The 22,921-nt window shown below is 37.9% G+C and carries 18 protein-coding genes and 2 pseudogenes; 16 read left to right on the top strand and 4 right to left on the bottom strand.

Annotated elements, in window-relative coordinates; genetic code table 11:
- Positions 1-312: 312 nt before the first annotated feature.
- Positions 313-1,314 carry an SPOR domain-containing protein gene (locus N1I87_RS12890; RefSeq protein WP_327804079.1) on the top strand — a complete coding sequence of 334 codons (1,002 nt, stop codon included), beginning with the start codon at positions 313-315 and terminating at the stop codon, positions 1,312-1,314.
- Positions 1,315-1,727: 413 nt separating this feature from the next.
- Here the strand turns inward: N1I87_RS12890 and N1I87_RS12885 are convergent, their stop codons facing one another.
- A complete protein-coding gene (locus tag N1I87_RS12885; protein WP_003352379.1) occupies positions 1,728-1,868 on the bottom strand; it encodes a ribbon-helix-helix protein, CopG family in 141 nt (46 codons plus the stop codon).
- Positions 1,869-1,955: 87 nt separating this feature from the next.
- On the opposite strand from N1I87_RS12885, the gene N1I87_RS12880 reads away from it, so the two are divergent.
- The 8 genes and pseudogenes from N1I87_RS12880 to N1I87_RS12845 all read left to right on the top strand — a co-directional run bounded on the left by N1I87_RS12880 (position 1,956) and on the right by N1I87_RS12845 (position 10,626).
- Entirely contained in the window at positions 1,956-3,068 is a 1,113-nt protein-coding gene (locus N1I87_RS12880) for an RNA-guided endonuclease TnpB family protein (RefSeq protein WP_003353982.1), read from the top strand.
- A 115-nt stretch (positions 3,069-3,183) separates the two neighbouring features.
- A pseudogene (locus tag N1I87_RS12875) lies at positions 3,184-3,954 on the top strand (aldo/keto reductase); the annotation flags it as partial.
- A 373-nt stretch (positions 3,955-4,327) separates the two neighbouring features.
- Positions 4,328-4,507 (top strand): antibiotic biosynthesis protein AlbB, encoded by a 180-nt coding sequence (locus tag N1I87_RS12870; RefSeq protein WP_270583578.1) that lies wholly within the window; start codon positions 4,328-4,330, stop codon positions 4,505-4,507.
- Positions 4,504-5,181: an ABC transporter ATP-binding protein gene (locus tag N1I87_RS12865; protein ID WP_341102126.1), complete on the top strand. Its 678-nt coding sequence runs from the start codon at positions 4,504-4,506 to the stop codon at positions 5,179-5,181. Before N1I87_RS12870 ends, N1I87_RS12865 begins: the two co-directional genes overlap by 4 nt.
- A 91-nt stretch (positions 5,182-5,272) precedes the next feature.
- Complete coding sequence (locus N1I87_RS12860) at positions 5,273-6,475, top strand: transposase (protein WP_063210481.1); 1,203 nt, start codon at positions 5,273-5,275, stop codon at positions 6,473-6,475.
- Between the two features lie 222 nt (positions 6,476-6,697).
- Positions 6,698-7,906: a bacteriocin biosynthesis protein AlbD gene (locus tag N1I87_RS12855; RefSeq protein ID WP_341102123.1), complete on the top strand. Its 1,209-nt coding sequence runs from the start codon at positions 6,698-6,700 to the stop codon at positions 7,904-7,906.
- A gap of 526 nt (positions 7,907-8,432) precedes the next feature.
- Positions 8,433-8,642: a hypothetical protein gene (locus N1I87_RS12850; RefSeq protein ID WP_341102121.1), complete on the top strand. Its 210-nt coding sequence runs from the start codon at positions 8,433-8,435 to the stop codon at positions 8,640-8,642.
- A gap of 478 nt (positions 8,643-9,120) precedes the next feature.
- Positions 9,121-10,626, top strand: coding sequence for a malate:quinone oxidoreductase (locus N1I87_RS12845; protein WP_341102119.1), 1,506 nt, complete (start codon positions 9,121-9,123; stop codon positions 10,624-10,626).
- Positions 10,627-10,790: 164 nt separating this feature from the next.
- Here the strand turns inward: N1I87_RS12845 and N1I87_RS12840 are convergent.
- Positions 10,791-11,835, bottom strand: a protein-coding gene (locus tag N1I87_RS12840) for an IS630-like element ISBs2 family transposase (protein WP_341100260.1) whose coding sequence is annotated in 2 segments (ribosomal slippage) — positions 10,791-11,330 and positions 11,332-11,835 — 1,044 coding nt in all. Because the reading frame shifts where the segments join, the coding sequence is not laid out codon by codon here.
- 221 nt (positions 11,836-12,056) lie between these two features.
- On the opposite strand from N1I87_RS12840, the gene N1I87_RS12835 reads away from it, so the two are divergent.
- A complete protein-coding gene (locus tag N1I87_RS12835) occupies positions 12,057-12,455 on the top strand; it encodes a GNAT family N-acetyltransferase (protein WP_341102116.1) in 399 nt (132 codons plus the stop codon).
- 262 nt (positions 12,456-12,717) lie between these two features.
- Here N1I87_RS12835 and N1I87_RS12830 read toward each other — a convergent pair whose 3' ends face one another.
- Positions 12,718-13,761: an IS30 family transposase gene (locus N1I87_RS12830; protein WP_048622401.1), complete on the bottom strand. Its 1,044-nt coding sequence runs from the start codon at positions 13,759-13,761 to the stop codon at positions 12,718-12,720.
- A gap of 1,360 nt (positions 13,762-15,121) precedes the next feature.
- On the opposite strand from N1I87_RS12830, the gene N1I87_RS12825 reads away from it, so the two are divergent.
- The 4 genes from N1I87_RS12825 (at position 15,122) to N1I87_RS12810 (ending at position 19,561) form a co-directional block, all read left to right on the top strand.
- On the top strand, positions 15,122-15,559 hold the full coding sequence (locus N1I87_RS12825) for an Rrf2 family transcriptional regulator (RefSeq protein WP_003354189.1): 438 nt from the start codon (positions 15,122-15,124) through the stop codon (positions 15,557-15,559).
- 101 nt (positions 15,560-15,660) lie between these two features.
- Entirely contained in the window at positions 15,661-16,299 is a 639-nt protein-coding gene (locus N1I87_RS12820; RefSeq protein ID WP_048624403.1) for an NAD(P)-dependent oxidoreductase, read from the top strand.
- 563 nt (positions 16,300-16,862) lie between these two features.
- Positions 16,863-17,990, top strand: a complete 1,128-nt coding sequence (locus N1I87_RS12815; RefSeq protein WP_003354191.1) for an ABC transporter ATP-binding protein — start codon at positions 16,863-16,865, stop codon at positions 17,988-17,990.
- Positions 17,987-19,561 (top strand): glycine betaine ABC transporter substrate-binding protein, encoded by a 1,575-nt coding sequence (locus N1I87_RS12810; RefSeq protein WP_341102113.1) that lies wholly within the window; start codon positions 17,987-17,989, stop codon positions 19,559-19,561. The genes N1I87_RS12815 and N1I87_RS12810 overlap by 4 nt, the downstream gene beginning before the upstream one ends.
- A gap of 121 nt (positions 19,562-19,682) precedes the next feature.
- Here the strand turns inward: N1I87_RS12810 and N1I87_RS12805 are convergent.
- Positions 19,683-20,899 (bottom strand): annotated as a pseudogene (locus tag N1I87_RS12805) (cytochrome P450).
- Between the two features lie 487 nt (positions 20,900-21,386).
- On the opposite strand from N1I87_RS12805, the gene tnpA reads away from it, so the two are divergent.
- Both tnpA and N1I87_RS12795 read left to right on the top strand, forming a co-directional pair.
- On the top strand, positions 21,387-21,785 hold the full coding sequence (tnpA, locus tag N1I87_RS12800; RefSeq protein WP_003352529.1) for an IS200/IS605 family transposase: 399 nt from the start codon (positions 21,387-21,389) through the stop codon (positions 21,783-21,785).
- 11 nt (positions 21,786-21,796) lie between these two features.
- The gene (locus N1I87_RS12795) at positions 21,797-22,909 is read left to right on the top strand and encodes an RNA-guided endonuclease InsQ/TnpB family protein (RefSeq protein ID WP_003353586.1); all 1,113 of its coding nucleotides are present in this window, start codon (positions 21,797-21,799) and stop codon (positions 22,907-22,909) included.
- Positions 22,910-22,921: the final 12 nt, after the last annotated feature.

Raw genomic sequence — 22,921 nt, 5'->3', positions numbered from 1 at the left:
ATAACTTAGAGACTTCATCAACTATACATAAGAAAAAATTTTTGCTTGCTATTGAAATAAAGTTTTGTAATGATCTTGAGAGAATGATTCGTGATCTTAACATTTTTGGCGGAAAATAAGGGACATTTCGAGTGGGCAAGCGAATATTTTAGAAAATTTACGACCGTTTTCTCATGCATGCCTTGCGAAAATAGAAAAGCAGTGAAAAAATTTGACGACAAGCTGCCTTTAAAAGACGACAAAACTCTTGTTCTTTTTTTGATTGAGTGTGCTAGGATAAGGCAATAAGAATGCACGGGGAGGGCAGGCAAATTGGACGAGCAAAAAAATCGCACGATCAAAATTGTACTAGATGGGAAAGAATCGGAAAAGAAGAACTCAATCACTCATCGTTGGAATACCAGTCAAAAGGAGACTGCTGCGGCGATTGAAAAAAACAGTGGCGAAGAAAATGAATCTTTTGCGTGGGTCCTTCCAGAAGAAGAAGTTCAAAAAATGGGAGAGGATCAAGGCTTTCATAAAATAGAATATGTTTCAACCTCTAAAGGAAAGAAAAAAAGCGGAAAAAGATCAGTGGGAGGAAAACAGGCTGCATCGCTTGCGTTATCCATAGTCAGCGCTATGATTGTCGGCATCATGCTTGGCTTTGTGATTGTTAAAGTTGTCACGAATGCGGATGCGGGAACACCGGTTAAGCAGGTCCGCTCTTCCCAGCAAGGAACTGTGCCGGCAAAAAGCAATAAGGAGGAAACGCTTGTACTTCCAGAACTTTCGGCGTCGATTGTTCAGGGAGGTATTTTCAGCAAAGAAGAAGCAGCGCAAGAGGTGCTGAAAAAAGTGAAAGATAAAGGGGTCCCTGCCGAAACGTTCATGCAGGATGGACAATACGTTCTTCTATTGGGTACGGCTGGATCGATTGAAGATGCAAAGAAGTTAGGCAGTCTTTGGAAAGAAAAAAAAGTGGATGTTTATGCGAAAACTTTTACGATACCGGAAAGAAAGATCCAAGCTGCTAAAAGCGACACTGGCTTGGTGGAGCAATACGTTTCTTTGTTTCAGCTGCTTTCGGCGGAGAGTGCCAATATTGTTCTGAACAAAGGAGCCGATTTAGCCAATCGAGACATCATTCAATCTGATTTGCAAAAAGTAGAAAAACAAACTCCTAAAACAACTGCTTTAAAAACCATGCAAAAATCACTATTAGAGGCTGGAAAGGATATCACTCATTTAAGCAAGCAAGCGGATCGACAAAAAGGCATTGATGCCCAAGAACAACTGTTGAAATTTATCGGCGCCTATTCCTCGGCAAAGTAGTTTTTGATTCTTTGCAAGGTGTCCGTCAAAACGGAAAGTCAGTTGGATGCAGTATTGAATTCGCTTCGATAAGGATCTGGTTTTTGATGTTCTGTCGCTTAAACGGTGAGTAAAATCAAGTAAATTAAAAGTAGATAACTCTGGGATTTTTTAGTGGGTAAGAGCAACAATTAAAGGAAAACATTGTATACTTCCATAAAATAAGGGAGGTACTGGAATGATCGTTTCAAGCATAGTATCTGTATTGTTTTTTGCAATGGCAATGTTTGGGGTAGTCAAGTTTACTCAATTACTTAGTGGCAAAAAGAATTTAACGTCTTTCCGAAAGAAGTCTCCCATCCTCTAGGAATGTGAAGGTGCGAATAGCACCAATGAGTAGGTGGGAGATGAATTTCGGTTGGCTTTAGCCAAAGTTATTTTTCCAATCCCTTTCTCAACAATTCTAAGATTGCGGCTGTTCTAGTTGGAATCCCATTTTCTTTTTGATATTGCTCCAATTTTTCTAATATCGTCTTAGGCATACGAATTTCTACACGTTCTTTCTCTTCTCTCATGATTATCACCTCATATTGATTGTACGGATTTTTTACGGTATAATCAATATATACGAAATTTTTCCGCACAAAGTGAGGTGAATTGATATGGCCAAGCAAAACAAAGCTTTCAAGTTTCGTTTGTTACCAAACAAAGAACAATCCGCATTATTAGCTAAGACATTTGGTTGTGTTCGCTTTGTCTACAATAAGATGTTAGCTGAACGCAAAGAAACGTATGAAAAGTTCAAGGATGATAAAGAATTGCTTAAAAAGCAAAAGTTTCCGACCCCTGCAAAATATAAAAGTGAATTTCCATTCCTAAAAGAAGTGGATTCTTTAGCTTTGGCAAATGCACAAATGAACTTACAGACTGCTTATAAGAATTTCTTTGAAGGAAATGCGGATTTTCCAAAGTTCAAAAATCGTAAAGCAAAACAATCCTATACAACTAATATGGTCAACGGAAATATTAAGCTAGAAAATGGTCATATCAAACTGCCAAAAATCAAAAAGCCAATAAAAATGAAACAGCATAGAGAGATACCTGCTGATTATAAAATCAAATCTTGCACTATTTCTAAAACAAAGACAGGCAAATACTACATTTCAATTTTGACAGAATATGAGAAAGATATTCGTCCAGTTAAAATACAGAAAGTTGTTGGTTTGGATTTTGCTATGGATGGTCTATATGTCGAGAGTGAACAGGGTAAGAAAGCCAATTACCCACGTTACTATCGGCAAGCCTTAGATAAATTAGCAAAAGCACAACGAATTCTTTCTCGAAGAAAGAAAGGTTCTGCAAGATGGGAAAAACAACACCTGAAAGTGGCTAAGCTACATGAAAAGACAGCGAATCAGCGCAGAAACTTTCTTCATCATAAGTCAAAAGAATTAGCAACAAACTATGACGCTGTGATTATTGAGGACTTAGACATGAAAGGCATGTCTCAAGCCCTCAACTTTGGAAAAAGCGTTCATGATAACGGCTGGGGGATGTTCACTACTTTCTTAGCGTATAAGCTAAAAGAACAGGGGAAACAACTTGTGAAAATTGATAAGTGGTTTCCCTCCACTAAGAAGTGTTCATGTTGCGGCAAGGAAAAAGAAATGCCATTATCTGAACGTGTATATAAATGTTCTTGCGGCTTTGTATTAGATCGCGATCACAATTCAGCAATCAATATCAAAAATGAGGGATTACGCTTATTAGCATAAAGAATAATAACTTTCGGAACGAGAGGGTTAGCTCGGTCAATTTTCTGTCATTAGACGGGATTACCCGAGAAGCCCCCACTTCAATCAAACCGTAAGGTTGATAAGTGGAGGGTAGTTCACAGTAGATGAAGGCCCTGAGTTGGTGAATGCTGTGAAAACGGCCATTAAACATGGTTATCGTAGTATAGACACAGCAGCTATTTATAAAAATGAAGCGGGAGTCGGGACAGGCATCCGTGAAGGGATGAAAGAAGCAGGTATTTTCAGAGAAGATCTATTTGTGACATCGAAAGTTTGGAATGCCGATTTAGGATATGAATCTACTAAAAAGGCATTTGAAACGAGCTTAAATAAACTCGGCTTAGAGTATCTGGATCTGTACCTGATTCACTGGCCTGTAGAAGGCAAGTACAAAGAGGCATGGAGAGCTTTGGAGGATCTTTATAAAGAAGGACGAGTAAAAGCGATTGGAGTAAGCAATTTCCAAATTCACCATCTTGAAGACTTGATGGAAGGTGCCGACATTAAACCAATGGTGAACCAAGTAGAATACCATCCTCGTTTAACACAAAAAGAACTTCAGGCGTTTTGTCAGAAACAAGGAATCCAGTTGGAAGCTTGGTCTCCATTAATGCAAGGTCAATTATTAGATAATGAAGTACTGCAAGAGATCGGGAAAAGGTATAATAAAACTGTCGCTCAAGTTATTTTACGCTGGGACTTGCAAAACGGCGTTGTCACCATTCCTAAATCGACAAAAGAACATCGAATTGTGGAAAACGCATCGATATTTGATTTTGAGTTATCTAAAGAAGATATGGAACTTATTGACAGTTTGAATCAGAATCACCGTGTTGGTCCGGATCCTGATAATTTTGACTTTTAATAGATAAAAGAAAGGTATGGATATATTCAATCAATCTATATCTTTTTATAAAAAAGAACGCTAAAGCTCTGCATTATCCCCTACAGGTAGATTGTTTTTAGGAGTCTATCTGGTAGGGGATTTTTTTGGTCAAAAAGGTTAACAGATTTTTCGAATTATTATATTGAATTGGTAATTTTAAAAATTTACCATTAGATTGTACCCGTCACTTATAGTTGGGTGAATGATTTTGAAAGAGGAAAAATATAGAATTTCCCACTATGAACGCAGATGTATATCAAAAGTTTTTATTCATGAAAAGGAACTTTTCATTCCGATGGGCAAAAAATGAGAATCTGAAGGATATTATCCAGCTTGTTTAGGAGGGCTTTTCATGTCAGAAAATCGACAAAATCGCGGAAGTCAACGGAAGGTATTTCTATATATTATTTCATTGATCTTTTTTGCGGCAGCTATTACTTATTTCGTAAAAGGTAATTGGGGTTTAGCCGTTTTCTCTCTCATTATAGCCATTGTGTTTGTCGTTCGAGCAACAAAGGATGTGAAACGATGAATCCTATTTTAGACATTCAACATCTATCCGTATGGTATGAAAAAAACAACTTTGTTTTGGAGGATATCAATCTTTCTTTGAAGCAGGGGTATGTTTACGGATTGCTAGGAGTCAATGGCGCTGGAAAAACAACTTTGTTGAATACTTTAACCGGAATAAATCGTTCTTTTAGTGGCTTTTTTAAAATGGAGGATATAAAAGTGGAGCCTGATGCAAAATTACATCAATGGCATGAATCTAAAAAAAAACGATATTTTGCCGCTGATTATCCAATGCTGTTCACAGAGATGTCTGCTCGTGAATATGTTAAATTCGTTCATAAGCTTTATCAAAAAATATTTAAAGAAGAAGAATTTCTTCAATTAGCTGAAGAGTTTCATTTTACGAAATATGTTGGCAGGCGTATTTCTGAATTATCGCTTGGAAATCGACAAAAGGTTGTTCTAATAACAGGTCTGTTGCTGAGAGTTCCTCTTTTTATTCTCGATGAACCACTTGTCGGTTTAGATGTAGAGTCCATAGAAGTATTTCATCAAAAAATGAAAAAGTATTGTAAGAATGGAGGAACTATTCTCTTTTCATCCCATCTTCTTGAAATCGTAAAAAGGTTTTGTGACTATGCAATTATTTTGCATAATGAGCATTTTGCATATTTTTTGACCCAAGAGCCATAAGGATTTCAAAGACACAAAAAAGGACTTCACCCCTAAAATGTAGAATTTTTGAAGTGACGAAACCACAAAAATTCAAAAGGAGGAAGTCACTTTGTATATTCTACAAGAAAGCCTATTTTCCTTTGAAGAACTGCAAAAATTAGAGTCAAAAGAGAAATTACCTATCTTTTTTAGCTCGCTTGATTTACGCCCTTATGCTAAACAGTTGAGAAGTTCTTCACCCCGAGGGGCTGACGGTCATTCCAGAGAAGGGATTCTAAGGGCTCTCATCGCTGCCCCACTCGAAGGCATCGACACCTTTACCGCCCTTCATCATCGATTGGATAAAGACCTTCGTTTCCGTTATCAATGCGGTTTATCGATTGATCGCCCCGCACCGTCTATCTCCACTCTCAGCCGGGTTTTTGCGGCACTTACCAAAAAAAAGCTGGCTGAAAAGATCTTCCTTGACTTGGTACAGTTAGCTCAGGAGGAAGGAATAATTGACGGCAGCCACCAGGCCATCGACAGTGCCGCCATTGATGCCTATGAAAAGAAACAGCCCAAAAAGCGTAGTGAACAAACGGGTAATGCCAATTGGGGCGCAAAATATGATTCCTTCGGCAATAAAATTACCTGGTTTGGCTATAAGATGCATCTTTCAGTCGATACCGCAAGCGAACTGCCAATGGCCATAAAAGTAACCCCTGCCCATGTGAACGATGGAGAAGTCGCACCAGAATTAATAGAGCAAGTGGCAGAGCGTACCAAATCCAAAATTGAATTTCTGATCATGGATGGCGGATATGACCAACTAAAAAACTATGAATCAGCCAAAAACATTGGAGCGCAAGCCATTATCCCGCTCAATTTGCGCAACGAAAAAGAGCCTCCTGAAGGGATTTCTTCCAATGGAACTCCGCGTTGTTCCATGGGTTATGAAATGACTTATTGGGGAGCTGATAAGGACCAGCTCAAGTTCAGATGTCCTCACGCAACCGGCAAAGTGGATTGCCCATTAGGAATGGCAGCCTGTTCATCTTCCAACTATGGAATGGTGGTAAAAGTCGACATCAAAAAGGATGTGCGCCGATATTCCAATCCGCACCGTGATACAAAACGTTGGAAAGAGCTTTACAACGAGAGGACAAGTGTAGAACGCTGTAATTCAAGAATGAAAAGCTACCTTACGGCGAACTCCCTACATGTATGGGGAATTGAAAAAGTAAAGACCCATATTTACCTGAACGCTATTGTATTACTTGTTTCAGCGCTAGCGATGGCAAAGGAAAATAAAGGGAAGAAAGCCGCTTAAAAAAAATTCAATGTGAAAAATTCTGTAGGCATGCCCGAAAACAAGATTATTGTAATATTTTGTAAAATAACAAGCTGGTAGCTATTTGTCGAGTGCTTTATTTTTTATACTTTTATCCAAAAAATCTAATTTTGCAAAATGCTCATAATAAGAAAATCCTTTCTGTAGCAAAAATTAATGAAAATTTAGATTTACATAAGGAATTTTTTGAGGTAATCCGAAATGACTGATTTCTTGCTCATCTTTCAATTATTCATTAAACAGTACTATGGAAAATATAAGAGAAAAGATTTCATCCAAACAATAATTGGTCTTGGCATTCTTGTTCTATTTGAAATTGGTTTAATCAAACAGGCGCATATAAACGAAAGTATTTTATTAAAGGGTTATATTGTGGGAGCTCTTCTTTTTATAAACGTATATATCACACTTTTATCCGTAAACACGCAGTGGAAAGAAAAATTTATGGATGTCATTTGCATCATGCCTATTCGGCCACGTGTTTTTTGGACTTCGCAAATACTTTTTCTTTATATTGATATGTGTTTAAGAAGAACATTGTTTTTCATTATACTCCCTATTGTTTTATTTGTTGACCACCATCTATCTGCAAACGATCTATTGGTTTGGTTATGCAAATTTTTGTTTTTAAGCATATATTCTATTGTGATTGGCATTGCATTGGGAAATTTGTTGAATAGAAAACAAACACTGTATATGTTCTCTCATATTGCAGCTCTGCTGCTTGTGTTTTGCTCCATGTGCCGTTTGCCAATATTGTATATATTGTTATGCATCATTCATATAGGCTGGGTGATCGTTGTAGATTTTCCGAAATTCTTGCAGGTTTCCAACCAGTCTGATAAAAATTTAAAATCACGACATATCGAATTTTCCTTTTATAAAAGGGAATGGAACAGATTTCTTTCATCTAAAGCAATGATTTTAAACTATGCCGTAATGGTTGCTTTTATTGTTTTCTTCTCCTATAACCTAATGAAATTAAATATGGTTGGATCGGCTACGGTTTTTTTCATTGCTGTTGCATTATTGTTAACAAGTTCACCAATTGCATTGCTTTATTCGATTGAAAAACATAATAGAAAACTATTATTAGCATTGCCTATTAAGAAATGGTCATTATTCTGGCAGAAATATGCCTTCTACATAGGATTGCTGCTGACTGGATATGTTTCAATTATTTTAGTTTTTTCCATATTATTTACACCATCTATTTCATTTTGGAGTATAGCACAATGTGTAGAATTGCTTCTAGCGGGAGCATTTATCCGTCTAAAAGCAGATGAATATAGACCAAATTTCGATTGGGAGACAGAACAAAAATTATGGAGTGACTTTAAGAAATACCGGTCGTATTTTTATTGTTTCCCTCTGTTTTTGCCAGCAATAGTTGGTACTTTTTTTCACTAATATTCATCCTGATCCTGACGATATTCATTTGGTATATGCTAAACAAGCAAGAGGGTGGTTTTTTTGAATGAAATGCAATTAGATAACGGGGTTTATTATTTGTGTCCTTCTAGATGTTAATTGTTTATTTGGTTACAAGAGAGAAAGAATCAATAAAAGGGAGCATTGATTTTTATGAATATATGCTGATTCTTCAATGGAATTCTTTGGATATTATCCCCGCGACAATACGGATTGCGGTTATTTTTTCAGACCCTGATGCTCGAGAAGGATCGGTTCTCCTAATGGGAATGCAAATAAATTGGAAATGATGAATGGATGATTGAACCGCTTTGTCCGGTTTCCAATGAACGAGGTTGATGGTAAAATGTTTTTAGAAAATAAAGTGATCTTTTTTTCATGCACTGATCAACCTGTTAGACGAAAAACTCTTTCAACCCATATAAAGGTGAATCAAAACGGATTCAAAATTTATAAAGATGTTGATGGCGTAGCTATAAAGATATGAAATAGAAGAAATATTATATTGATGGAATTGCTGCTTCAAAAAACATATCGGACGGACCAAGAAGACGTTGGTTTCAATATGCGGCAAGCAGCATGGGTCCTTTGCGGCGTATCGATTAAAAGTGGCTGCCACGTAGCTTTGCCGGCAATAATGCTGATTTATGAAAGCGGGTACAAAACGTGGGCGAAAAAAGAACATCTCGTTGGAAGAATACAAGAAACACTCTAATTACGGCTTTAATCGCATCGTAATGCGAAAGAGTTGTTCTTTGTTATCCTCGAAAAGCTACCAATTGCTCGAAAGCTTTATAAATTGATATCGAAAAACCTGCTGCCGGAAAAGAGATCATTTTTCATGTGCAAAATAAACCAGTACAGCGCAACTAAGGAACTAAAGAAGTAACAGCGAATCAAAACTCAGCCTATGAAAAAAGTTGGTTAAAAGCCTTGGTTTTTGTGTTTCCCGGGGCCTTGCTTATCACTTCTTAACTGCAACAGTATGTCACCATTGAAATTTACCAGCTTTTAAATAGGTTATAACTGATCATATAATTGTAAATAAATATTTTAATCTTTTGATAATAGTGATACACTATAATTGGTTATATTTGATCCAGAAAAGATGTGTGACAAGGTTGCTCTATGGCTTGTTGTGAGCGCATACATCTTTTCTGTAAATCTTAGGGTATAAGGACGGGACTTTAAATATGAGTAACAGACATACTACAACAGACGTTATCTTAATTGGTGCCGGCATCATGAGTGCGACGTTGGGAACGCTGCTGAAAGAATTAGCACCGGATTGGGAAATTACAGTTTTTGAGAAGCTCGACAAGGCAGGTGAGGAAAGCTCTAACGAATGGAATAATGCGGGAACAGGACATTCTGCATTGTGCGAGTTGAACTACACTGTCGAAAAACCGGATGGATCCATAGATATCAGCAAGGCTATCAGAATTAATGAGCAGTTTCAGGTTTCAAAACAATTTTGGTCTTATCTTGTAAAAAACAATCTGATACGTAATCCTCAGGACTTCATCCGGCCATTGCCCCATATCAGTTTCGTACAAGGGGAACAAAACGTACAGTTTTTGAAAAAACGTTTTGAAGCATTGTCCGACAACCCTCTGTTTCAAGGGATGGAATTTTCCGATGATCCGGGAAAACTGAAGGAATGGATTCCACTTATGATGAAAGACCGGACAATCAATAAACCGATAGCGGCAACAAGAATCGAATCCGGAACTGACGTCAACTTTGGCGCATTAACGCGCATGTTGTTTGACCACTTAAAGAATCAAGGCGTCGATATCCACTACAAACATAAAGTCCAAGATATTAAACGTACCAGCGACGGATTATGGGAATTGAAAGTAAAAAATCTCGATAGCGGTACTGTCGAACTCCATACTGCAAAATTCCTCTTTATCGGCGCCGGCGGCGGAAGTCTGCCTTTACTGCAAAAAACCGGCATTCCTGAAAGTAAACATATTGGAGGATTTCCGGTAAGCGGATTATTCCTGGTATGTAACAATCCGGAGGTTGTAGCGCAGCATCATGCAAAAGTATACGGCAAAGCTGCAATTGGTGCTCCTCCAATGTCTGTTCCGCATCTTGATACACGATATATCGACAACAAAAAATCATTGCTCTTTGGACCGTTTGCCGGCTTTTCGCCAAAATTCTTAAAAACCGGTTCAAATCTGGATTTATTTGCTTCCGTAAAACCGCATAATCTCGTAACGATGTTGGCGTCAGGCGTCAAAAATATGTCGTTGGTAAAATACCTGGTCCAACAACTTATGTTATCGAAAGAAAAGCGTATTCAAGAGTTGCGAGAGTTTGTCCCGAACGCCAAAAGCGAAGATTGGGATATTGTAGTAGCGGGTCAACGTGTACAAGTGATCAAAGATACGGAGACCGGCGGCAAAGGAACGCTTCAATTTGGTACAGAAGTTGTTAGCGCCGCTGATGGTTCGGTCGCTGCATTGCTCGGTGCTTCTCCGGGTGCTTCTACTGCCGTTCACGTCATGCTTGAGGTTATCAAAAGATGCTTCCCGCAACATCTAAATGCGTGGGAACCGAAAATAAAAGAAATGATTCCTTCTTACGGCGTGTCACTTTTGCAAAACCCAGAACTTATTCATGAAATTCATGCATATACAGCGCGGACGCTTGCATTAGAGGAAAAAAAACAAGCAAATCCGGCATAACCGAAAAACCCGTATGTGAAAGGAAGCATCCATTTTAGCAAATGGAGGCTTCCTTTCGTTTTTTCAAGTACCTTGATTGGTTTAGTCGACAGAAGTCAATTGATGACAGAAGAAGGGGTTAATAGGTAACTTAACGATGTAACTATATAAGTTGAATTAAAGATTTACAACTGAACACACAAACGATCGATCGTTTGTTCTGGTTTCTGGTTGATTCGCTGAATAAAGGCTTGGACATTCTTTCTAATTTCTTGCACACTCGAATAGAACACGTTGTAAATCACGTCTGATTTCAGCCATTTCCATAGCCCTTCAATCAAGTTCAATTGCGGACTGTATGGTGGCAAAAAGACGAGCTCTAACCAATCTTCGTGTTCTTTTAAAAATGGCTGAATGAGTTTGGCATGGTGAATTCGAGCGTTATCTAAAATCATCACTATTTTGCCTGTGGGATAGCGTTCTAACACAAGTTGAAGAAATCGAAGAAATGTTTCCGCGTCATAGCGTTCTTCTTCGATGCAAAACACTTCCCCTGTTTCGTAGTTCAACGTGCCAATCAGCTTCAGCCCTTGATGTTTTCCAAACGTCGGAATGATTCGTTGTTTTCCTTTGACAAACCATGTTTTTTGAATCGCTTGGTAATCACGAATCATCGACTCATCTTGAAAGAGGACATGGGCGATGTTCCCATCTACCAGTTTTTTTTACTTCAGGGAAGGTGATTTCGACGAATTCTTTTTGTTTCTCTTCATCGGCATTGGCTAGTGTATAGGTCGGTTTCGTATAGCTTAGCCCTAACCGATGCAGAATGTCAATTGTTCCGCGAAGCGTGTATGTTGGCCCCCACTTTTGTTGAATGAGTTCAGCGATTATCGCAAGCGTCCAATTATATTTTGCTTCGAATCCCACATCTACGGGGAGCTGATGTTCAATGATCAAAGCCAGCTCTTTTTCCTGCTCAGGGGTCAATCGACGTGGGGCGCCAGGTGAGTATTTCATCTCCAGTCCATCAAGACCGCGCTGGGCGTAGGCATGAATATAGTTATAAATAGTTTTCTTGGATCGACCAATAATCGTTGCGATTTCTCCTTTGGTATATCCCTGCAAATGAAGATAAATCGCTTGGTAGCGTTCATATGCTCGTTTACTTTTTGCTTCTTTCATGGCAGTGGACAACTTTTCGATCTCGTCTTTGTGATTTGGCATCATATTTTCTCTCCGTTCCCCTATTTTCTCTTTGTATTTATTCGCCGTGGAACGGGAGAAAACCTTTATTTCAATTTATATAGTGGGCAAGAAAAGGATTTTGCAATCAGTATTGATCGCAGCTTGAAAAAAATAATACAACAAAAGAAAGGTATAATGAAAAATCGGCTTGATTCTAACTGCTTGAATATTCCGTATAATGCTGTCTAAGGGGGTATATTTAAATGGAAATAGTTTATAAATACAATGAACCGGTAAAAGCGGAAGACGTTATACAAGTATTTAGGAATAGTGGCATCACTCGCCCGATTGGCCAAAAAGAGCGGATTCAGAAGATGTTGGATCATGCCAATCTTATTCTGACGGCTTGGGACCATAATAGATGGGTTGGAATAGCCCGCGCATTAACGGATTTCAGTTATTGTTGCTACCTCTCTGACTTGGCTGTCGATAAAGATTATCAAAAAAGAGGGATTGGCAAGGAACTCATAGAGAGGATAAGGAAAATTATCGGTGAAGAGGTCGCCCTCATCCTGTTATCGGCACCAAGTGCAATGGATTATTATCCAAAAGTTGGTTTTGATAAGGTTGATAATGGTTTTATTATTCGCCGTAAGCGTTGATGGCTGTGATTTTGTTTGTAAAAATCCACAAGATCATTTAATCTTAAATTGCAATATTAAATGCAACAAGTATTGAAAGACCAGATAACCCATGATTAAGTAGAATCGGGACACTCTGCGCGACTTGACGTGGAGTGGTGGGCATGGTAGCCTGGTTGGCCCAGCCAGTACCGTATACCTGGCTTCATGGCTGGTAGCCATGCCCGCAGAGGCTCTTTGTCAAGTTGCTAAAAACCAACCCTTTGGGTTAGCTGGCTTAAGGTTAAGAAGCTAAGCCAGCTAACTCTATTTGGAAACACTCCTCAGGTGTACGATAATTGAGGATCTTCCTTGGAAGATGGTTACACCAATTTTCAACATAGGTAATGGTTTCGTCTGCCACAGAGGAAATGGGTCTCCCCTTTGGTATGAAGCGCCTAATAAGGCCATTATGACGCTCGTTGGTTCCTCGTTCACAGGATGTGTAAGGGTGTGTAAAATAAACCTCTGTTAGATCTTTTTCAACACTAAGGCCGAGGTCAGCAAATTCAGAACCGTTATCAGCCGTAATGGTTTTAAACACTTTAGAGAACCGATTACCATAAGACACTTTCAACTGAGATATGACTTCTGAAACGGATAGACTATCCTTGGCTGTCACTCTCAAAATTATTTCTTTACGGGTTTTGCGCTCAGTAAGAGTCAATAAGGCCTGATCTTTAGTCTTCTTGCCTATAACCGTATCAATTTCCCAGTGACCAAACTCTTGGCGTTCATTGACTTCAATTGGTCGCTCATCGATACTGCGTCCTAAGATCTTCTTATTCTTCCGGTTACGTTTTTTCTTGGTGTTCAGGGTAATTTTCATAGGTAGGTCAATGTTTTTAACGCCTATAAGTCCTAGATCAATATAGTTATAAAGGGTCTTGGTGCAAACCATTTTGTCTTTGAATTTCCCATCACGTTTGGCTCTCCCACATACCGCATCAGGAGACCATTTCTTATCAAGGATCTGAGTTTCGGCATACTTAATAAACTCGATGGCATCGTCTAGTTTTAGCTTGCGGCCACAGGCTTTCCTGTTTCTCTCATAGAGAAGTTGACCTGTGTCTGGAAAATAGACATGAACAATTTTCCCGTTGCTTTTTCTTTGTGGCACTGTACCTCTTCTTAACTCACGGGAGATGGTGCTTTTGTGACAACCAACATAATCTGCAATCTCCTGTTGAGTCTTACCAGCAGCGTGTAAGGCCGCAATTTTCCCACGGTCATAAGCCGTTAAGTGTTTGAAATGCCGAGCTCCTATGGTAGAATTAGTAATTGCCATAGATAAATCCTCCGTATCGATATTGTTTTAGTCGACTTAATCATACGTGGTTTATCTATGGTTTTTCATTTTTTATGCTTGTTGCATTTGATTATACAACTAGCCAAGATCATTTAATACGGCTTTATCAAAAATAAAAGCTGATTTATTCAGCCCGACAGCCCGAAGCTGCACCTTGAAAAGCTTTATGTCATCCAGTCAACTACAAAAAAGAGGGCGCTCGATAGTGCATCCAACGGATTGACATTAGAGCCTTTCATTCATTCAATATTATGATCTGGATTAAAAGTAATCTAAGTTTATAAGTGTTGATTTTTTAATGAACAAAAAGAATTGACCTAAATTACGGTCAGTTCTTTTTTCATAATAGATTTAATTACTTTTCTTTTTTATTAGGTAACTGGTAAACAAAGAAGTATAGTATTTCCACTATTATCCCAAGTGCGAATTAGAATATGGCTATGTACAAGACGCCTAGATTGCTTGCTGACAACTTCTCGGAGAACAGTGTGTAAATAGCGGCAAATAACCAACATAAAGTGAATGTGAAAGCATATTTAACAACTGTAGATAAGAACTTATTTTTAATTTCATTTAAATTTTTAGACAATAGTTCTGCAACGAAAAAAAATGCGGTCACATAACCGATAAAATTCAGGATGAACCATAAATTTCCTATGAATCCTCCATTTTCAATGTTCACTTCAGGAAGGGAATTTAAAAATTTAAAACGAAAGAAAAATATTGAAACCGGTATTGATAAAATGACTAGACAAAGGATTGCGACAAGTATAATGGCAATTATGGCATCGCCATATTTTTTTTCTTATTGCTCATTTTAAGCTCCTATCCTACAAATAGTTACAGTATTGTAATGATTATACATTTGATCTATGTTAAAACAAAAGTATATTCCATCTTTCAGCATTGACGAGATTGTTGACGAAAATAGTCAGCAATCTTCATTTTTGCACAGAAACTACGAATTTCAAAAAATGGAAAAAGCAACTTTTAATACTATTATCGATCGTAGATTGTCAGCCTTGACAGGATAGGGGGCGCTGTTTTGAGACCAAACGGAATGGCGAACTGTCAGAATGTTATGGACCCAACGATTCTGGCGCTTTCCTTTGTGTTGATATTGTCCAAAAGGTAGCGCTTTTTATAAAATGTGATCCGCATTCTTTTCTCATCTAGATGGTATTTTTTAGTGTGAAGTACGGAATCAAAGTGAAGGGGCTTTTTTGGAAATGTTTATTGTTCATAATGAAAAATTTATCTTTATAATGAATAAACCAATTAATTGACACAATCGACATGTTGTATTTATAATGGTTACAACGACGATGGAGGGACAATCATGAAGAGAATCAGCAGCCGTTTTTCGGTAGCGGTACACATCTTGTTGTTGGTGCATCGGTTTCCTATGCTTACTTCTGAAGAAATTGCAGGCAGTGTCAATACAAATCCAGCTTTCATTCGAAAAATCCAATCGAAATTAAAAAAAGCGGGATTGATTGATGTGCGGCCCGGTGTGGGTGGCACTTATCTTTTAAAGGATGTCGATGACATTACGTTGCTGGATGTTTATCATGCTGTTGAGGTAGTAGAACAGAATGAACTGTTTCATTTTCACGAACATCCTAATCCGAATTGTGAAGTCGGAGCGCATGTGGAATCGGTTTTTCGTTCCCATGTAAGGAAAGCCCAATTAGCCATGGAAAAAGAACTGGCACGAACCACTTTAAAGGAATTAACGGAAGAACTGGGGAAAAAAATTAGCGCTGATTCATGCTAATTTTTTTAATTAAGTTGTATCCAAATTGTTTACATCTAAAGTTTGACCTTCATCGTTGGAATAAAGAAAAACAAAAAAACGACTTGAAAGGAGAAAATATAATGAAAATTGGTATTATTGGGGCAGCTGGAAAAGCAGGGAACCTTATTTTGAAAGAAGCTTTAAATCGAGGCCATGATGTGACAGCCATTGTTAGAAATGCATCGAAAGTGAAAGAAAATGTGAGCGTGATTGAAAAAGATCTTTTTGATCTTACTACAGAAGATTTGAAAGCATATGATGTCGTTGTCAATGCATTTGCTGCACCCATTGGACAAGAACATCTTTATATTGATGCAACCAACGCTTTGATTGAGGTTTTGAAAAACGCTCCGAATACGAGATTAATAGTGATCGGCGGCGCAGGCAGCTTATATGTAGATGAAGAAAAAACAACTCCATTATACAAAACTCCTGATTTCCCGGACTTTATTTATCCTACTGCTGAAAACGCAGCGAAAAGTTTGGAAATTTTGCAGCAAACGGATTCTATTAAATGGACGTTTATCAGCCCGGCTGCTGAATTTGACTATGAAGGGAAAAGAACAGGCAGCTATCAAAAAGGAAAAGATCATTTGATTTTCAATTCCAAAGGAAAAAGTTATGTAAGTTATGCTGATTTTGCCATTGCGCTTGTAGATGAAATTGAAAATCCGCAACATATCAATGAAAGATTTACAGTAGTTTCGGAATCTGAATAATCAGGGTAAACGTTTGCAGTGTCTGCGTTGAAATTTGAAGTTTGGAAATAGACAATCGATCATCATTAAAGAGTCTGTCTCAACAAAGGACAGGCTCCTATTTGCATTTCTCTCCTCGATGCACATCAATCAAGCCAAGCACCAATTCCTCAAGAGAAGCATACAAATGCAAAAAATAAATGGAAGAATGGGCAGACCACAAGCAAATGACAATGGACAGAGAATGAAAGCGGGAGAATGGCCGTAAATGGTCGACTGGTGGTGCTATTGCTGTTTTGTTTTTTAATCCCGATCAAGAAAGTCCGCTGTGATGATAGGCTCCCCTATTCATTGCAAGTGCCCTTGTCATTCAGACCACTCGAATTCCAATCTCGATGATGTTGATTTGATCAAAAATTTGAAATAGGCGCTCTTTCGAAAAAGATTCATGACAATTTCATACATGCGGACCATACGAATGTCGAAAAATAATAGCAACTGGCTTTCGTGAATGGGGGAACAGCAAAAAATTTGTCGTTTAATCTACCTGTTAGAAGGGTATAGAAAAAGGGGAGGTGTTGTTGTTGATTGAATTTAAGAATGTGACAAAGAAGTATGAGGACGGTTTTGTCGCCATTAAAAACCTTAACTTGACCGTTCATGACCACGAATTGTTTGTGTTGATTGGTCCTAGCGGCAGCGGGAAAACGACGACAATGAAAATGATGAATCGTTTGATTGAACCTACAAGCGGTGAGATTTTCATCAATGGCGAAAACATTGCAAAGAAAAATCCGGTGAAGCTGAGGAGAAATATTGGATATGTCATTCAGCAAATCGGATTAATGCCGCATATGACCATTCGCGAAAATGTAGCTCTCGTTCCAAAGCTAAAAAAATGGGACGAAAAACGCTACATGAAAAAAGTGGATGAATTAATTGAAATGGTTGGTTTAGATCCTAAGGAAGTGGGGGACCGTTATCCGGATGAATTATCGGGCGGGCAGCAACAAAGAATTGGTGTAATACGGGCATTGGCTGCCGATCCTGAAGTGATTTTAATGGATGAACCGTTCAGCGCCCTCGATCCAATCAGTCGTGAACAATTGCAAGAGGAGCTGACCAGACTTCAGCAAGAATTAAAAAAAACGATTGTCTTTGTGACTCACGACATGGATGAAGCGATCAAAATCGGGGATCGCATCTGTCTCATGAAAGATGGAGAAATTGTTCAATTAGATCGGCCGGAGGTCATTTTACGCCACCCTGCCAATGAATTTGTCCGCCAATTTATTGGAGAGGAACGTTTGCAAGATGCCTCTAATATACCTGATTTAGAAGAATTGATGATTCCGCCCATTACAGCTTATCCGACAAGAGGATTAGCGGAAGCGTTAAAATATATGCGCAACAAACGGGTAGACCATTTGGTGATAGTCGATCGATACAATCAATATTACGGCGTCGTGAACATTTGGGATATGAGAAAAGCTTATAAAGATGAACAATTGCATCTTATTGATATCGTTCAGAAAGACTTCCCTACTTTGAAAACAAGCGATTCTCCAGAAAAAGCACTGCAAATGGTGAACGAATCCAAAACGGGATTTGTGCCTGTTTTAGATGAAAAAAATAAAGTGAAAGGGATCATAAATCGCTCAAGCATTGTCAGTTATGTTGTCAGTCAATTGGCGATGAATAAAGGAGAGTGATTTACATTTATAATCTATGGAAAGAAACTGTCAATGTATTTTCGAATAAATGGAATGAGATTGGAAAACTGTTGTTTGAGCATATCTATTTGTCGTTTGTGGCGATTGCGATTGCCATTGTCATAGCGGTACCGCTTGGGATTTATTTAACGAGACACAAGAAATTAGCAGATCCCATTATTGGCATAGCTTCAGCCGTTCAAACCATACCAAGTCTAGCTTTGTTAGTATTTTTAGTTCCTTTTATTGGAACGGGAAAGCTGCCCGCCATTGTAGCATTAACGATATATGGGCTTCTTCCCATTCTTCGCAATACGTATTTAGGAATATTAGGTGTAGATCGCAGCACCGTTGAAGCTGGTATTGGTATGGGAATGACCAATAGACAAGTATTATGGATCGTGGAATTGCCGTTGGCACTGAATGTCATTATGGGAGGAATCCGTACAGCGTCCGTATTGGTTATCGGAGTGGCAACGATGGCCGGTTTAATTGGTGCTGGTGGATTAGGCGATTTCATCTTTAGAGGACTGCAAACCTATAATTCAGCCCTTATTTTGGCAGGTGCCATTCCTTCAGCTATTCTTGCGATTGTTTTTGACCAAATTTTGAAGCGAATTGAAAATTGGGCGAAACCGGGAACAAGAAGAAAAAAATGGCCCAGAAGTGTTCGGATTTCTTTACTTTCCGCTATAATCCTTGCGATAGCAGGCATTTCAGGATATGGAATTTATCAATCAAAACAGAGAGAAAATACGATTGTCATTACGGGGAAAAGCTTCACAGAACAAGAAATTTTAGTCCATATATATGGTAAATTAATTGAAGATCGTACGAAACTACATGTTCAGTACCAATCTTTTCTTAGCGGAACGGTGCCGGTATTTGAAGGAATGCGAAAGGGCGATTATGATTTAGCTGTTGAATACACTGGAACTGGTTTGATGAACATCCTAAAAGAAAAAATCCATACAACAGATCCAAATGAAGTCTATCATCATGTAAAACAACAATATGAGAAAAAATATCATTTAATATGGTTAAAACCAATCGGATTTAATAATACGTATTCTCTTACAATCCGCAATGAGGATGCGAAAAAATGGAATGTGAAAACCATTTCCGATCTTACAAAAAAAGCACCCCAATTAACTCTTGCTTCCGATCCTGAATTTTTAGAACGAAAAGATGGCTATCCCGGTTTACAAAAGAAATACGGAATTCATTTTAAGAAAACATCGACGATGGATCCGGGAATTATGTATAGTGCATTAAAAAATCATAAAGTAGATGTGATTGATGCCTATACAACAGACGGACGCATACCAGCTTTCCATTTATATGTGCTAAAAGACGATAAGCATCAATTTCCTCCTTATAATGCAGCACCGGTTATACGCGAAGAAGTGCTGAAAAAACATCCGGAATTGGAAAAAGTGATTAATTTACTTGCAGGAAAGATCACAAATGAAAAAATGCAGCAGTTAAATGCAGAAGTCGATTTGAAAAAGAAAGATTATGATGACGTGGCTGAACAATTTTTAAAGGAGGAGGGGTTAATTCAAAAGTAATCCTCTTAATGAGAAAAAATGTAGAGAGGAATGAAAATGGGGCCCTCTCATAAGTCGGTTAAACCGGCTTATGAGAGGGCCTTTTAAGTTGATACACAACTGGATAAAAAATGCTATAAAATTAGAGACTAAATTGTATTGGGAAGCTTTTCACGCCGAATACAAATGGACTTTGAATGGGCTCAAGTTCTGTATGTTTTGCTAGTTCTAGTTTAGAGAAAGTGGTTAATAATACTGAAAGAGCAACTTTTGCTTCCAGTCGAGCTAAAGGAGCGCCTAAACAAAAATGGATGCCATATCCAAAACCTAAATGTGGATTTGGGTGGCGTTCCAGCATAAAACGATCCGGTTGTTCAAACCTTTGCTCATCCCGATTAGCTGCCGCTACCCAGCTAATCACTTGAGATCCCTTGCGAATCGTATGGCCTCCAATTTCGACATCTGCCGTCTCAGTACGTCCAATTGCTTGAATTGGAGGATAGAATCGAAGAGTTTCTTCAATTAAGTTGGGAACCAAAGAAAGATTTTTTTGGACTGTTTCTTGAGTATTTGTATCTTCTACCATATATCGAACAGCATTCACAATGAGATTCGTTGTTGTTTCATTACCCGCGACTAATAATAAAATACAGAATCCGAGCAACTCTTCTTCTTTTAGTCTTTCTCCGTCCACTTCTGCTGCCAATAGTAAAGAAATTAAATCATCTTTTGGGCTTCTTTGTCGCTCCTGTATGATCTCTTTAAAATAGGCATTCAGAAACTTGGCTCCTTCTCGTCTTCTTTTCATCATCATATTGAAGGCCTCGTTCGAACCATCCTTGGCTCCAGACACAAGAATATCAGAATAGTTTTTAAAAAGTTCCCTATCTTTTGCCGGGACTCCCAATAATTCCGCAATGATAATGACGGGAAGCGGAGCGGCAAAATCATAAATCATTTCCAATGTTTCTTTTTCCTTTGCTTGGTCCAACAGGGAGGTTGTAACGTCCTGAATTCGTTGAGAGAGCTCGTTGACAGCTTTGGGAGTAAACGTTTTATTAATAAGATTTCTCATTTTTGTGTGTTTAGGCGGATCCATTATCAATATACTGTTTCTTTTGTCGCCGATCCCACGATTAGATGAAAATAATGTTGGATTTTTTAAGATGAAATGAACATCTTCGTATCGAAATACATCCCAACATTCTCGAATAGGGTCATATCTTACCGTGTTGTTCTTCGCAAAGTGTTATAAATAGTAAAAGGAAATAACTGATCTTGTATAGATTGAATCTCTTTCATAGGAATCAGATTTGCGTAACGTTTTGTTTCGTAGGTGGTTTTCTTTGCAGTGGTCATGATTTCATCTCTCCTTTAGTTTTTATCGGGAAATATTTGCTAGTAATGTTTTTCCTTTTTACCATAACATTCTAAAAAATTACTATCAACAGACATATTATGCAAAAAATGTCAATCAATCAAAATGCCTAAAAATTTTATTTTGATCCATATCTCCTATTGGTCTTTTTGCTTACCACGGTGGAGGTTGGTTTCATTTGCATAACGTTTATGGCGCTTTTTTGCGTTCCAACTAAAATCTATCAAGTTGAACTACTATAAATATAGTTAGTACATATGACAGCCAATAAAGGAAGGAAAAAGAGGATTTACTTGAAACGGAAAATAGAAGTAGAGGGGATTTTAACGGATTTCCGAAAGAAGTCTCCCATCCTCAAGGAATGTGCAGGGCGTAGCCCAATGAGTAGGTGGGAGATGAATTTCGGTTGGCTTTAGCCAAAGGTTTTGATATAATCAGTCTTATATATAAAAAAGGATTGATATATCAATGAAATTGGATAGTAATAATCATTCAGTGTTCCTATTACATTATCATCTTGTATTAGTTGTAAAGTATCGCAGAGAAGTGTTCACCGATAAAATATCTGATTTTGCAAAAGATATGTTCATTGAGATCGGAAAAAAATACAACATTACTTTGACAGAGTGGAATCATGATAAGGATCATATCCACATCCTATTCAAAGCACATCCTAATTCTGAATTATCGAAGTTCATCAATACTTATAAGAGTGCAAGTTCTCGACTGATAAAGAAAAACTTTCCTCATATCCGAAAAAGACTATGGAAAGAGATGTTTTGGTCAAGAAGCTTTTGCCTGCTTACAACAGGCGGTGCACCAATAGAAGTCATAAAAAAATACATTGAAAATCAAGGTCAGAAGTGAGGTGATTTGATATGGCCAAACAAAACAAAGCCTTCAAATTTCGTTTGTATCCGAATAAAGAACAGAAAATCCAATTAGCCAAAACATTTGGTTGTGTTCGCTTTGTCTACAATAAGATGCTGGAAGAACGTAAGGAAACGTATGAGAAATTCAAAAACGATAAAGAAACGCTTAAACAACAAGCATTCCCGACACCAGCGAAATACAAAGATGAATTTCCATTCCTAAAAGAAGTGGATTCTTTAGCTTTAGCAAACGCACAGATCAATTTGCAAAATGCTTATAAGAACTTTTTTGAAGGTCGTGCGGAGTTTCCTAAATTCAAAAGCAAGAAAAATAAACAATCTTACACAACCAATATGGTCAACGGCAATATTAAGCTAGAAAATGGTCATATCAAACTACCAAAAATCAAAAAGCCAATGAAAATGAACCGACATAGAGAAATACCTGCTGATTATAAAATCAAATCTTGTACTATTTCTAAAACAAAGACAGGTAAATATTATATTTCGATTTTGACAGAATACGAGAAAGATATTCAGTCAGTAAAGATTCAAAAAGTAGTTGGCTTAGATTTTGCTATGGACGGTCTATATGTCGAGAGTGAACAGGGTGAGAAAGCCAATTACCCACGGTACTATCGACAAGCATTAGACAAACTGGCAAAAGCACAACGAATTCTTTCTCGCAGAAAAAAAGGTTCTGCACGTTGGGAAAAACAACGTTTGAAAGTAGCAAAGTTACAAGAGAAAATTGCCAATCAACGCAAGAATTTTCTTCACCATAAATCAAAAGAATTAGCATCAACCTATGACGCAGTTATCATTGAGGACTTAGACATGAAAGGAATGTCTCAAGCCCTCAATTTTGGAAAAAGTGTTCATGATAATGGCTGGGGTATGTTCACTACTTTCTTAGAATACAAGCTAAAAGAACAAGGGAAACAACTTGTAAAAATCGATAAGTGGTTCCCTTCTACTAAGAAATGTTCTTGTTGTGGCAAGGAAAAAGAAATGCCATTATCTAAACGTGTATATGAATGTTCTTGCGGTTTTGTATTAGATCGTGATCACAATTCAGCAATCAATATCAAAAATGAAGGATTACGCATATTAGCATAAAGAATAATAACT

The organism is Bacillus sp. FSL W8-0102 (assembly GCF_038007225.1).
Classification (GTDB): Bacteria; Bacillota; Bacilli; order Bacillales; family DSM-4216; genus Bacillus_O; species Bacillus_O smithii.
Note: the sequence above shows the minus strand (reverse complement) of the source record. Positions and strands in the feature narration are given on the sequence as shown.

Coding starts and splice junctions, on each gene's coding strand:
- N1I87_RS12885 (WP_003352379.1), bottom strand. CDS start 1,868: ATGAGAGAAGAGAAAGAACGTGTAGAAATTCGTATGCCTAAGACGATA.
- N1I87_RS12880 (WP_003353982.1), top strand. CDS start 1,956: ATGGCCAAGCAAAACAAAGCTTTCAAGTTTCGTTTGTTACCAAACAAA.
- N1I87_RS12870 (WP_270583578.1), top strand. CDS start 4,328: ATGTCAGAAAATCGACAAAATCGCGGAAGTCAACGGAAGGTATTTCTA.
- N1I87_RS12865 (WP_341102126.1), top strand. CDS start 4,504: ATGAATCCTATTTTAGACATTCAACATCTATCCGTATGGTATGAAAAA.
- N1I87_RS12855 (WP_341102123.1), top strand. CDS start 6,698: ATGACTGATTTCTTGCTCATCTTTCAATTATTCATTAAACAGTACTAT.
- N1I87_RS12845 (WP_341102119.1), top strand. CDS start 9,121: ATGAGTAACAGACATACTACAACAGACGTTATCTTAATTGGTGCCGGC.
- N1I87_RS12835 (WP_341102116.1), top strand. CDS start 12,057: ATGGAAATAGTTTATAAATACAATGAACCGGTAAAAGCGGAAGACGTT.
- N1I87_RS12830 (WP_048622401.1), bottom strand. CDS start 13,761: ATGGCAATTACTAATTCTACCATAGGAGCTCGGCATTTCAAACACTTA.
- N1I87_RS12825 (WP_003354189.1), top strand. CDS start 15,122: ATGAAGAGAATCAGCAGCCGTTTTTCGGTAGCGGTACACATCTTGTTG.
- N1I87_RS12820 (WP_048624403.1), top strand. CDS start 15,661: ATGAAAATTGGTATTATTGGGGCAGCTGGAAAAGCAGGGAACCTTATT.
- tnpA (WP_003352529.1), top strand. CDS start 21,387: ATGAAATTGGATAGTAATAATCATTCAGTGTTCCTATTACATTATCAT.
- N1I87_RS12795 (WP_003353586.1), top strand. CDS start 21,797: ATGGCCAAACAAAACAAAGCCTTCAAATTTCGTTTGTATCCGAATAAA.